Annotated in this window: 10 protein-coding genes, 1 tRNA gene and 3 pseudogenes; 1 reads left to right on the top strand and 13 read right to left on the bottom strand. The window is 60.4% G+C overall.

The window, feature by feature from the left end; translation table 11 throughout:
• Positions 1–84: 84 nt before the first annotated feature.
• From ACS5Q1_RS42505 to ACS5Q1_RS42560, 12 genes and pseudogenes are all read right to left on the bottom strand, one after another.
• Complete coding sequence (locus tag ACS5Q1_RS42505) at positions 85–279, bottom strand: hypothetical protein (RefSeq protein WP_473103878.1); 195 nt, start codon at positions 277–279, stop codon at positions 85–87.
• Positions 276–488, bottom strand: a complete 213-nt coding sequence (locus ACS5Q1_RS42510; RefSeq protein ID WP_473103879.1) for a hypothetical protein — start codon at positions 486–488, stop codon at positions 276–278. The genes ACS5Q1_RS42505 and ACS5Q1_RS42510 overlap by 4 nt, the downstream gene beginning before the upstream one ends.
• A gap of 45 nt (positions 489–533) precedes the next feature.
• Positions 534–609 (bottom strand) — tRNA-Ile (locus ACS5Q1_RS42515).
• Positions 610–1,133: 524 nt separating this feature from the next.
• Entirely contained in the window at positions 1,134–1,490 is a 357-nt protein-coding gene (locus ACS5Q1_RS42520; RefSeq protein ID WP_473103880.1) for a CYTH domain-containing protein, read from the bottom strand.
• A gap of 177 nt (positions 1,491–1,667) precedes the next feature.
• On the bottom strand, positions 1,668–2,426 hold the full coding sequence (locus ACS5Q1_RS42525) for a LuxR C-terminal-related transcriptional regulator (protein ID WP_473103881.1): 759 nt from the start codon (positions 2,424–2,426) through the stop codon (positions 1,668–1,670).
• A gap of 958 nt (positions 2,427–3,384) precedes the next feature.
• On the bottom strand, positions 3,385–3,513 hold the full coding sequence (locus ACS5Q1_RS42530; protein WP_473103882.1) for a hypothetical protein: 129 nt from the start codon (positions 3,511–3,513) through the stop codon (positions 3,385–3,387).
• 1,153 nt (positions 3,514–4,666) lie between these two features.
• Positions 4,667–5,641 carry an NHL repeat-containing protein gene (locus tag ACS5Q1_RS42535; RefSeq protein ID WP_473103883.1) on the bottom strand — a complete coding sequence of 325 codons (975 nt, stop codon included), beginning with the start codon at positions 5,639–5,641 and terminating at the stop codon, positions 4,667–4,669.
• 193 nt (positions 5,642–5,834) lie between these two features.
• Positions 5,835–6,296 (bottom strand): annotated as a pseudogene (locus ACS5Q1_RS42540) (IS6 family transposase); the annotation flags it as partial.
• 54 nt (positions 6,297–6,350) lie between these two features.
• A pseudogene (locus tag ACS5Q1_RS42545) lies at positions 6,351–6,452 on the bottom strand (IS6 family transposase); the annotation flags it as partial.
• Between the two features lie 53 nt (positions 6,453–6,505).
• Positions 6,506–7,474 (bottom strand): annotated as a pseudogene (locus ACS5Q1_RS42550) (IS5 family transposase).
• 301 nt (positions 7,475–7,775) lie between these two features.
• Entirely contained in the window at positions 7,776–7,943 is a 168-nt protein-coding gene (locus tag ACS5Q1_RS42555; RefSeq protein ID WP_473103884.1) for a hypothetical protein, read from the bottom strand.
• A gap of 17 nt (positions 7,944–7,960) precedes the next feature.
• Positions 7,961–9,916 (bottom strand): PAS domain S-box protein, encoded by a 1,956-nt coding sequence (locus tag ACS5Q1_RS42560; RefSeq protein WP_473103885.1) that lies wholly within the window; start codon positions 9,914–9,916, stop codon positions 7,961–7,963.
• Between the two features lie 700 nt (positions 9,917–10,616).
• Between ACS5Q1_RS42560 and ACS5Q1_RS42565 the strand changes: the two genes are divergently transcribed.
• Complete coding sequence (locus tag ACS5Q1_RS42565) at positions 10,617–11,243, top strand: PRC-barrel domain-containing protein (RefSeq protein WP_473103886.1); 627 nt, start codon at positions 10,617–10,619, stop codon at positions 11,241–11,243.
• A 100-nt stretch (positions 11,244–11,343) separates the two neighbouring features.
• On the opposite strand, the gene ACS5Q1_RS42570 is transcribed toward ACS5Q1_RS42565, so the two are convergent.
• On the bottom strand, positions 11,344–11,499 hold the full coding sequence (locus tag ACS5Q1_RS42570) for a hypothetical protein (protein ID WP_473103887.1): 156 nt from the start codon (positions 11,497–11,499) through the stop codon (positions 11,344–11,346).
• Between the last annotated feature and the right edge of the window lie 310 nt (positions 11,500–11,809).

Here is an 11,809-nt window from a genome sequence, read left to right on the forward strand (position 1 = left end):
CAGGGCCTGCGGTCATGAAGCACCGCGTTCAAAGGCCGGAGACATGACCGCACCCGCCCCGCTAGGCCCAAGCATCATCAACAATCACGTTGCCAAACGGGCGCCATCCAGACATGACAACACCGGCGAGGGCCTCTGGCTGCGCGGCAGATCCTCCAGCAGTTCGGCCGTCCAGGTGTAGGGTTGCCGCGAACCGTTTCTGACAACACTGGCAACGACGGTGTCGTGCAGGAGGAGATCATAAGCGCCGGGCGCCAGCTGGATCAGGCGGTAGCTCATGGTGCATGCCTCTCAGAGGTCCGCTGTCTCTCGATCCACTCATAGACCTTGGTGAGGGCCGCCTCCCGATCGGGAGCCAGGATCAGGGTCGGGCGCTGCTTGGGCTGGGCCACGAAGGCCAGCCACTCCAGGCCGCTCTGGCGGAGACGGATCTGGTAGCCGTTGTGTTCCACGAGCTCAGTGTCTGGACGAGGATGAGGATCGGTCATGGTCGCGATGATAGTCTTGGCCTTGTGCCGGGATGGGCCAGTCTGTGGCGGGCCCGGAGGGACTTGAACCCCCAACCAGACCGTTATGAGCGGCCGGCTCTAACCATTGAGCTACAGGCCCCACCAACAGCCAATTAGGCCACCTTCGGCGGATTGGCTATACCTCTGGTGACACCGGCACGACTGGTCTATCGGCCGAAAGGGTGCACGCCACGGGCCGCGGGCGAAGGTTGTTGTGCCGAGCCGCACTTCATGCGGGCGGTCCCTTCGATGCGAACTCAATCGCCTCGAGGACAGGCTCAGCGCCCCTGTGGCTGCAACGAACGGGCGAGCTCTCGGATCACGCTGTCCTCGATGTTGAGCCTATCGAGTTCCTGTTCAGCCTCGGTGTCGACGGCGGGCTCGGATGGCTCGGGTGCACGAGTCACCGGGGTCGGTTGCAGCTGGGGCTCGCCCGCCCGGTTGTCCAAGGCATCGAGCAGGCTGTTAAGGGCCGTATCCGTGACTCGACCTTCGGAGGTGACGGCGGACCGGCGAGAGCGATGGAGCGGGGCCGATAGGCGGGATCACTGGTGATCTCGGGACCAAACCAGGCCGGCGGCCGGAACTTGCGCGCCGCCGTGTCATGTTTGAACCCAATGCTGATCAGGTCGAGCGGCGCCGGGGTGGTGACGCGCTGGGCGGTGGCGGTGTGAGAGTCGGCTGGGCGGTGGCGGTGTGAGAGTCGATAGTGATGGTGATGCTCAGATACTCGATTTGCCCGGCCGTCAGATCGAGCAAGGCCTCCGCCTGCGGGCGGGAGATCTCAGCGCGTTCCTCACGTGGGCCAGCTGCAGGCTGGGAGACCAGGATGAGCTGCCCCATCTCGCCCGCCACTTGCACGTGAGTGCCGCGGTCTGGGCGATCCGGGAAGTAACCCTGCCGGACGTGGTGGCCTCCCCTCTCCTTCTCGATCAGCCGAGCCAGAGCGGAGGCAAGCAGAAAGACACGGGTGGGGCTCATCGGGTGTTCGCCTTCCACAACGGGTGCTGCTGGTCGAGCCAGCTCTTCTCAAGCTAGGGTGTGACGGTAAGCCGGGAAAGGGAGTGCGGCACTCTCTGCATCAGCCGCAAGCCGATGGTGACCAACGCCAGACGCACGAGTGCACGTGCCGCGTCAGACAGCCCTTCGGATCCGGCCCTAGGCGTTGATGAAGGATTGACCGACAACCCGGAGGTTCTCGTTGGCCCACATCGCGGCCTGAGTGCGATTGGCGGCTCCAATCTTGCGGAGGATGGATTTCACGTGAACCTTGATGGTGGCCTCCGTGATGTCGAGCTTTCGGGCGATCACCTTGTTCGCCTCACCTCCCATGAGAGACTGGAGGATCACCCTCTCTCTCGGGGAGAGGTTGCCCGCTTTCGGATCAGGAGAGGTCAACTCAGCGACCGATGAGGGCTGAGCCGCGCTTGCCGTTGCCGATGCATGGTTGAGAAGCGTTTGAAGCACTGCCGCAGGCAGAACCTGTTCGCCCAGCATGGTGAGCTCGAGGATGTTGACCAGGACCTCCCGCTCTGCGGTCGCGATGCAGAAGCTATCGACCTCCCTCGAGACCGCCAGATGGATCAGGCCACGCTCAAAGCGGTCGGCGATCAGCACAACACGGGCCGCAGGATTCTGGCACTTGGCCACTTCGACAAACTGAAGCGTCTGTTCAAATGATCCGCTGGCATCAACGATAAACAGAGCCGGATGTGGGCTCACCTCACCGGAGAGGGCGGCGTTCTCATGGTGGTCAACCACGACGAAGGGTGTGCCAGTGAGGAGCTGGGCGAGACCGGCTCGAAGCAGCGAACTCCCGCCGAGCAACACAGTCTCGATTGCCTGATCGGCACTCCATGGAGCAGCCGTCACTGGCGCCATCGGCTGCGCGGCGCAGCCGTATTCATCTTTCAACATTCCCCGCCCCCGATATCAGCCCCGCATAGACGCGGCACGTTCATCCATGAAGATGAAGAACCGGGATTTGATCAAGAGGTAGGCAGCCCGGTTTAGCCACTAAGAAGTAAATCTTACCCCGTAAGACTACCGAAACGTTAGGCTCGTCTTAGGACATATCTGGGTCGGGCGTCTTTCGAGGCTCGCATTGAGACCCAGCGCCAGTTCCTGCGCGTCCCAAACACCAAAAGGGGTCCCGCAAAGGAACTTAAGTTTCTCAGAGGGAGCAACCAACACACTCGACCAAGGGTCCGTCGCCGCCTCACCAATGACAGGGTCAACTCACGGATCCTGACGGATTGTGAATGGCTGAAGACCTCGTCATGGCGCAACCGTAGCTGCCGCTAGAATGGCATTTGCTGTGACGCGTGCTGCGGCCTGTTCAGCCGATGCGCCTACGGCAGGTGGGCGCATAGAACGACAGCGGTGATCGCAGCCGATGCCGCAGTGGCTGTCAGCCATAGATCGATGGCTCGCGGCCGCTGATCGACAAAGCGTTTTATCACGACATCGCTCAAAGAATGAGGTTCAAAGGCAATGCGCCGCTACCTGGGGCGTGCCGCACCGGCGTCAACCCTGCCCTGCGGCAAGGATTCACTCATCGCTCCGGTGCAATCCGGGCAGGGAAAGCTGCCGTGCCTCATCTCAGATCCGCGATGCAGGTTCAGAGCAGTTGGGAGGCGGCTCAGTTCGCACGAGAGGACGACTTTAGGGAATAAGCCAAAATTGTTCCTGGCAAGCGACGGAGCGGCTCACGATTGCCAAGTCTCGACAAAGAGAAGCGCCTCGCATGTGGCAAAGGCGCTTGAGTTCCAGGGAGGACCGATCCCCCAGCCGCTCCTCGTGGACTGAACCAGAATGCCCGATCAACGCGACTGTGGCTGTAGCGAAATGGGCACAGGCCCGGGACAATGCGCCCTCAGAGGCTGGCGAGCAGGAGGCTGACGCCGATCAAGGCACCCAGAGAGGCGACAAATCGGATGGCGGCCGCCATGAATGTCGGCGTGAGCACAGGAGACGCGGACGCTGTGACTTCTGTCTGCTGCATGGTGAAGACCTTCAAAATTCGGCTGGTTCTGGGAAATTGGCGAAGGAAGCGATCGATCGTGTCGATCGGCCGGAGTTCATTTGCTCGATTGGCGCGCGGATGTCTGTAGCCTGCGGGACACAGGGCCTACCTTGATGCTGGTGCTGTGGGCAGTCCCGTCTCGTCGGCAGCGGCAAAAGGTCGGAGCAGGACCATGCTGCCCCGCACACCAATGTGAGGCGCGGCTAAACCTCCGCCGCACCCGTTCGTTTGCTGGCTGTCGGCTGCTGTCGGGACTTGCGCGTGTAGGCGTTCGGCCTGGTCCTTGGTGCGGGCGGATCAGCGGGGTTGTCCGATTCCGATTTCCGGCTGCTGAAGACCACCATGCAGCAGCTCAGGGCGAACAAAAACGGCATCACCAGAAGGCGAAGATCTGAGGATCAGTCATTCCGATGAATTGCGAAGTGCTATGGTTGAAGGCTGCTACCCTTAGCACGCTGGTGTCATTGCGCTACGCCGGCCAGGACGGGGCTGGCATGCGTGATTGTCGCCTCCTATGAGCGGCCTCCATCGACGATGGGCGTCATTCCCTTGGCCCGCGAGCGCCCTGATTGAGGCATGAGACAGCGCCTCAGCCAGGGCGCTCTCACATATCCTGAGTGGCGGTGTGCCGGTTGCTGATTTTCACCGGAGGATGGCCGAGCCAAGCGCACACTTCATCCAGGGATGAGAAATCATGCTCAATCTTCCGGAACGGGGAAGGCCTTTTGCTCCGGGGCAGGTCCTCAAGCAACTCAGCCGTCCAGGTGTTGGGCTGTCGCGAGCCGTTCCTGACCACGCTGGCAACGAGGCGTCAGAACAAGAGTTGTGCCCATTAGAGCGCTAACGGAGTACGTAGCAGGAACGTGAGCCCAGAAGCCGACTGGTGGACCTAGCTAAAGGCCGAATACAGTCTGGTTTCGGATGTCAGAGCGTCATCCAAGCCATAATGCCTGCTGGAGAGGAGATACGCTCCTCAACGAGGCGCTCGGGCTAGAGACGTGCTGTCGAGATAGATCCGGCAAAACCAATTAAAGCAACAGCTTCAAATGGGTACCTGATCGACGCGAGTATCGTCTCACCTCCTATTGCGAAGGCAATCCTCACGCCATTCTAGGTAGGTTGCCGATCCGTGCTAGCTAATCGTGTCATTGAGCACAGCTCTTGTTCCAGCCCCAACGTGCAGCAGAAATTCCGGATTGTCCGCCAGCTTGCACTCAAACTTCATCGGCTTGAAGTCGGAGTCAAACTTCAGGATGATATTCTCGCTGCGGCTAGCGATATAAAAGTGCCCTGATTTCGTGAACGCCATTCCGCCCGCTTGTTTCACCTTCACTCCTTCGATTGGGGAGAGCGTGAAATCACCCGGAGAACTGGGCAGTTTCGCAGTGAGCACCGCGTTGCCGGCGCTGACGTACAAGCTACCCTTCCACACCACCATATGGGCGGGCGATTCCATGCCATTGCTCTGGCACAGAAATTTCCCGTTCTTGTCATAGACTTTGACTCTGCCGGCGGGCTCGTCGGCAACATAGAGTGCGTTGTTCGCCCACACCACTCCCCGAACAGAATGCTTGTTTTTGCCCGAACCGGAGTATTCCAGCCCAGCCGGAGACTTCACCGGCGTTGTCGTTGAACCTAGGTTGCCCACGCTGGAAGCTACAAAAGTGCCAGGGTAGAACGTGCCAGTTGCGGGCAGTGCTAGAGCTTGCGGGGCCAGTGTCGCGCTCGTGCCGTCAGCGGAGACAATCAGGCGGGTGACGATGTTGGTGTCTTGGCTTGAGACGTAGCAGTAGCCCGCACCATCAAACGTTATATCGAAGGGATGTTCGATCCCTTTGCAGCTTTGCTTCGAGACAAACGTGCTGACGAGTTTGTACTGCGTGTCCGCCCCTTTGTAGCAAAGCACGCTGTTTTCTTTTCGATTGCCATTTACGACGTAGAGGTACTTGCCGACCAAATGAATGCCGCGAAGCTCATCGAGCAAGATTTCTCCGCTGTCCCGCAGCACGCTGGAAGTGATCCTCTTGCCGTCCTTGTCGTGGGCGTGCACGTTGTTCTTGCGTGGGTCTGTTTGGGGCTTGCCACCGTGAAGCGTAACGAAGAGCATAAGGTCCTCCCAGAGGAACTCACTGTGCCAACCGTCGACCCAGCGCCGCGCGCTTCAGCTATTGGCCCAGGCCATCTAAAAACTCAGGCGTCTAACTCCAGCGCAGCATCGAGGATCCGTCGCGAGCGTCTCACTGGTGTTGTCATGTTAACTAGAACTGGACGCATTCAGGCAAGCCCGATTGCCTAACGGATCAAGTGGCAACGCCCGCCGCGGCTTTCCATTCCGCCATGGCATTGAGGCGGTGCAGACGCGTGGCAGGTGCAGAGCGGTTGGAGCGAGATGGAACGAAGAGATTGCGGACGGCAGAGAAGACACTAACGAACCGCTGCAGGTACCTGGGTGATCCAAAGCCTTGCATCAGCCGCCCGCGTCGACGGAACGGCAGATGCGAATTTTCCGCCCGATTATGAAGCCCCTTGTGCGAGCGATGCTCGACTTCCGGCATGATCTGGCGCCGAGCGGCCGCGTAGGAGCCGAGCTTGTCGGTGAGCAGTCGCCGGGGTGGGCGACCCTGTTTCTTCAGCAGACGCTTCAGCCAGCGCTTGGCGGCCTTGGTGTCGCGTCGATCTTGGACGATCTCATCGAGGACATGGCCGTCCTGATCGACGGCTCGCAAGAGCCAGTGCTTCTGGCCCGCAATCGTGATCACGACGGGCTTGTCACATTATGGAGCCCGGCCGAGATGAGAGCCGTCACATAGGTCTCGCTAAGCCGTGACACCCACCGCTTCACGCCACGCGGCAAACGCTTCGGCTCGGAGGAGCCTGTGTGTACGAGCGGTGGTGAGGTGACGAGGAACAGTGAAGGGCTGTGTTGCACAGATCGGCCGATGAGCGCACTCAGCCCACCCTACGTCTTTGTTTAGGCGGTGCGGACGGACTTCGGGCGTCCAAACGCGAGCATCCGGTTCAGGGCATGAACGGCGATGGCAACTTCCGTCGTACGACGCTGATCCGTCCGTGAGCGTAAGCCATCCCCAATCACTCGTTTGAAGCGACTGATGGCGGTCTCCACCAAAGCCCGACGAGTGTACCCGGACCTCCTTTGCCACCCCATGCGTCCATGCTCCGCGATGCTTTGGAGATGTCGATCGCGCTAGGTCGGGGAGGTCTCTACATCCTCACTCAGCACCGCCGTTTCTCGCGGCGGGACGATGACTTCAGCATCAGGATGGCGCTGGGTGACAGTGCTATAGATGCCGGCCTGATCGTAGGCGCCATCACCAGTGAGTGAGGCGAGCGAGCCTGTGATCTGGTCGAGCAAGGACTCAACCTGCGAGCCATCATCGACATCGCTCGTGGTCAGTTCTGAGGCAAGGATCTGCCCGGTCTCGGCGTCGACCCCGATGTGCAGCTTGCGCCAGGACCGCCGTCTGCGAGTGCCGTGCTTCTCGATCAGCCACTCGCCGGGTCCGCACAGACGCAGGCCTGTGCTGTCCACCAGCAGGTGAACAGGTCCTCTGGATTGGGGACATGGTCCTGGTATCTCCAAAGTTTCGGCACGCCGGCTCAGGGTTGAATGGTCCGGGACAGCCAGATCCAGACCGAGGAGTTGGAGGATCGAGCCGATCAGGCCCTCGGTTTGACGCAGCGCCAACCGGAACACCGCCCGCAACGTCAACGCCGTCCTGATCGCTAGAGCTGAATAATGGGCTTGTCCACCGCGTGTCGTGCGCGGCTCAGCGCGCCAAGCAGCGATCGCTTCCTCGGTGAACCAGACGGTGAGGCTGCCCCGCTGACGCAGGCTGGCGTCGTACTCCGCCCAATTCGTCACCCGGTGCCGCTGCTTGGGGATGTGGTGACGGCGAGCGGCATGAGCCTTGAAGGGCATGGGCGGGGATCTTTGCTCAGAAGCCGAATAGGCCTCTATGCTACCCAGCCCCGGTTACCAACTCGCTCATCCATGCAACAAGGCTACACCTGATGCTGATGAAGACCTGTCGTATGCCGAAGGCTCTGGGTGAGAGAACGAAAGCTACAGCCGCTCAGTTCTTTGGCAGGTTTACAGCAGCAGGCCCCGAAAACGTCATAGACCTTTTGAGCGCATTCGCAGGAGACCTCTCTAAGAGCGGCAGGGTCCGTGGGAGGGTCACCGCGCGATCAGCCCGCGCACAGCGGAGAACCCGCTGAGGTCACTGCTGCTCGCCGCAGTCGCTGGGCACGCCTTGGCCTGGACAATCCATGGTTAGCGGCGTGGGCGAGGCGAACACATCCGGAATATCGCCGAACCAGCCGGGGCTATGCTCCTCATCGGAACGAGCCACGCGGGCGATAACGGCGAGATCGTCACTCCTCGCCAAGAGCGCAGGGAGACCTTCTAATAATGGGGCACATGGCGCTGCTCAATCAAAGGCGCTTCAATCTCGAACTGAAGTCCTGCCCTGTCGAACTCCAGGCGCACCTGCGCTTGGCATTGAGCCGGGAGAACGCGCTGGAGAAGAATGGACCCGAAGCCACTATGGGTCGGCTGTTCGACGACAGGGCCGTTGTGCTCGACCCATTTGAGATACAGTCTTCGCCTCCCATCAGAGGTCAGAACATCCCACACCACCGACACGCACCCTTTGCGAACGGACAATGCGCCATAGCGGGCGGCATTCGCCGTCAGTTCGTGGAGAGCCATGCCCAGCGGGATGGCTAGATCGGCAGACAAAACCACATCAGGCCCCTCTATGGTGAAGCGCTGATGTGCTCTCTCGCTAAACGGCTGAAGCTCATTCAGCAGCATTTCGCGCAAGCGCACTGTCTGCCAGTAGTCCTCCGTCAGGAGTGTCTGGGTTCTCGCCAAGGCGGCGATCCGCGCTGAGAAGGAGTAATTGAACTCGCGAATGTTGCTCACTGACCGGGCTGTGCCCCCGGCCAGGGCTTGCACAACGGCAAGGTTGTTCCGCACCCGGTGGTGGAGTTCTCGCACCAGAAGCGCTTGGCGCTCCTCATGCCGTTTCCGCTGATCAATATCCTGGAGTACCCGCACGCTGTAGCGGAAGCGCCCATTCTCATTGAACACCGCTGTGGCTGATACAGCCAGCCACGCGGCTGAGCCATCCCTTCGGACATAACGCTTCTCCCGCGAATAGGTCTTCAACTCGCCCGCAACCTGCCGCTCATAGAGGGCGCGTTCGGCCTCGACCTCCTCGGGGTGCGTCAGATCAAAGACGCTCAGGTTCAGCAACTCCTCGCGCGAGTACCCGGTGATCGCCGAGAAGCCGCTGTTGATGCTGATAATCCTGCCACGCGCATCAGTCTCGCCAATGCCGATGTTGGCGTGCTCCTGGGTCGCCCGAAGCCGCTCTTCGCTCTCTTTCTGGGCTTTGGATCGCGCCGCATTCTCGATGGAGACTGAGGCAATCTGAGCAAGCTGGAGGAGGATCGCCTCGTCCTCTGGCGTGAATTCCGCGACCTGCTTATCGGACAGCATGATGACGCCCACGGTGTCACCGTGCTGCCCGATCAGGGGAACGGCAAGCAGACTCTTGAGAGGTGGGTGCTCTCCTCCATAGCCGCCATAGTCACGCCAACTTGGGTGATGATGCAGTTCAGCCCCTGTAAGCCGCAGCGGGCGGCCTGAGCGAGCAACATGCGCGTAAATGCCAGTGCCGGTGGGCGGAACCGCGAATGAGGCAAACCGGGCATACTTCTCGGAGAGCGACACCGACACGGAGGCATGCGGCCAGAGATCATCAGAGATGCTGTGGGTGGCCGCCAGATGTGCGCCGATGACTAGACGGGCTTGATCCGTGATCTCCTGAAGGGTGGCCTCGGGCGAGAGAGCAGCAGCAATCTTGATGGAAGCTGCGGCCAGAGCCTTAAGCTGATCCTGGTGTTGTTGTGCTCTTGCCAGGAGGGCCTGTCGCTCCTTCTCGGCGAGGATGCGCTCCGTAATGTCATGATGGGCCACGACAGCATAGACAATACTCTCATGCTCCAGGCGGAATGCCCTAAGCTGGAACCACCTGTTTTGCTCTGGAGAGTGACACGGGTACTCCAGGGAGAAGGTGCCCTGCCCCGCCAGGACCGAGCGGATACCCGCTGCGGCGGCTCTGGCGCAGGGAGCGTCATCTCCCGACGCACGGTCGCAAACGTCGAGGTAATTAGACCCAATCCAGGACCCGATGCTGGCTTGATTCGCGAGTCCGAACTCCTGCCACGCTTGATTGACAGCGATGATGACTCCAGCCTGATCCAGCACAGCAACCGAGACAGCCAGGGCGTCAAGGATGGCTTGGGCTGGCGGTATCGCGGCAACCCTGTGGTGCCGTGTGGACGCGCGCATGGTCGTAGTCTCACTGGACTTAGCTGGATACAGGAAAACGACCGCTGGGTGTCTCTGTTCAGAGTTCAGAAGATATTATTCCGACACTTGAGCCCCCTTAAGGGCAAGTCTGGTTTTAGGAGGCACCAGACTGATAGTCTGGTGTCCCTTTGATGGTGACCAGCCGCCCTCCTCCAGACCTTCCGCCGATGATGCGGAAAGCAGTGACGAAGCAGAAGGAACCTCGATCCTGCGCCTTTGTTGGCCTGACACACCCCGTCACCAGAGAGGCCAGTCCGATGATCTGTCCATTCTGTAAGCAAGAGGTCGATGAGCCCTGCCACAATACCGTTGAGATGCAACGGCGGGCTCGCGATCACATCGAGCGGTGCGATAAAGCTCTCAAAAGCTTGAAAGGGATCAAGTACAGCTAACTGTGTCAGTTGGCGCAAAGCGCTTCTTGGCGAGGTGCTTCTGCCCTTCGAGCACCTTGGCTGCGGCAAGGCTCCTGTGATTACTTGCCAACCCACGACGCCGTCTTCAACAAAAGCTCCGTCCTTGGACGGGGTTAAGCGTTTCAGGAGAAATCATGCTGTACACCGCAATGCCGCCCCACCTGCGCTAGTTCCTGCCGCTGAAGAAGGTCGAGCCGAACGAAGGGCTTAGCTTGCCGTTATTCTTGTATGCGCCCTATGGCGCGAGTAAGACAATGGAGGAAGACATGCTAGGTAAGCATCTCGCACTGGCTCTTCTCGGCACGACCCTGATTTATGCCCCAGCGCTGGCCCAAACCAGCCCGCCCGCAGGCTCCACTACGGCTCCTCCCGCTGGTTCAACGGCAGCCCCCGCACAGATGGGCAGCGGCAACTGGGTGACCCAGGAGCAGCCGGGGCAATGGCGAGCCTCCAAGCTTGAAGGGTTGGATATCTACAACCAGAACAATGAGAAGATCGGCGACATCAGCGAACTGCTCGTGGACAATAGCGGCAAAATCCAGGCCGTGGTCGTGGGTATCGGCGGGTTCCTGGGGATCGGTGAGCGCGATGTGGCCATTCCCTTCGATCAGATCAAACTGGTGAACGAGCCGCGTGCGGTGGCCACCACAGCCCCCACCGATGGCCGCACGACGGCGACTGATCCGAATGCCCCGGCTGCTCCAAGGGCCACCGCAACGGCCCCAGCGACTCCGGGGACGGTCAGCCCGACTGCACCGACCACGACTGGAACGGTGGCGACAGATCGGACCGCTGATAATGCAGCCCGCTCGGCTCCTGATCACGCGATGCTCACAACGAACATGACCAAGGATCAGCTAAAGGCGGCTCCCGAGTTCAAATACGCTCGGTAGGAGCATTGATCGTGACGGAGGGGCTTAGCGCCCCTCCAGGTTTCTGCTGTTGCCTCAGAGGCGCAAAAAAACTCTTTTCGACTTGAGAGGATGCACACATCTACCCGTGGCGGATAGTGTCGTGGCGCTTCTGCTCTGGCGCAGAGGCAAGTTTTGCAGCGATCACCCAGTGCCCCTGACGCCACTCCCACCAGATGCGGCCCGTGCCGATGTCGGTGACACAGCAGGGCACTGAGTTGGAGGTGATCTCGGGCATGCTCAGCCCCTCCGCGTTCACGCATGAGTCAAGTGTTAGTCGCCGTCAGGGGTTCGGTCCGGTGCCGGAATATCGCCATCACCATAGCCACGCCGCCCGTGGAGCTTGACCTTCGAGGTGGGCGCGGGACGGTCTTCCAGCATCCGCACGGCCTTCCAGACCGAGTTGACAACTCTCTGAATGGGACTAAGTAGGTCGCCAAAAATTCTGCAACAGCTTTCTAAGCCAGAAGTGTTTGGACATCATGCCAGCCTTGCGACGCGCCTGCTGCGGCGTCAGCGTCACAACCCAATCAGCGGCCTCGGCGGCC

Source organism: Microvirga sp. GN3, from assembly GCF_055792825.1.

Bases quoted from the DNA above. Each gene is read 5' to 3' on its own strand.
- ACS5Q1_RS42505 (WP_473103878.1), bottom strand. From the start codon at position 279: ATGAGCTACCGCCTGATCCAGCTGGCGCCCGGCGCTTATGATCTCCTC.
- ACS5Q1_RS42510 (WP_473103879.1), bottom strand. From the start codon at position 488: ATGACCGATCCTCATCCTCGTCCAGACACTGAGCTCGTGGAACACAAC.
- ACS5Q1_RS42520 (WP_473103880.1), bottom strand. From the start codon at position 1,490: ATGAGCCCCACCCGTGTCTTTCTGCTTGCCTCCGCTCTGGCTCGGCTG.
- ACS5Q1_RS42525 (WP_473103881.1), bottom strand. From the start codon at position 2,426: ATGTTGAAAGATGAATACGGCTGCGCCGCGCAGCCGATGGCGCCAGTG.
- ACS5Q1_RS42530 (WP_473103882.1), bottom strand. From the start codon at position 3,513: ATGCAGCAGACAGAAGTCACAGCGTCCGCGTCTCCTGTGCTCACGCCG.
- ACS5Q1_RS42535 (WP_473103883.1), bottom strand. From the start codon at position 5,641: ATGCTCTTCGTTACGCTTCACGGTGGCAAGCCCCAAACAGACCCACGC.
- ACS5Q1_RS42560 (WP_473103885.1), bottom strand. From the start codon at position 9,916: ATGCGCGCGTCCACACGGCACCACAGGGTTGCCGCGATACCGCCAGCC.
- ACS5Q1_RS42565 (WP_473103886.1), top strand. From the start codon at position 10,617: ATGCTAGGTAAGCATCTCGCACTGGCTCTTCTCGGCACGACCCTGATT.
- ACS5Q1_RS42570 (WP_473103887.1), bottom strand. From the start codon at position 11,499: ATGCCCGAGATCACCTCCAACTCAGTGCCCTGCTGTGTCACCGACATC.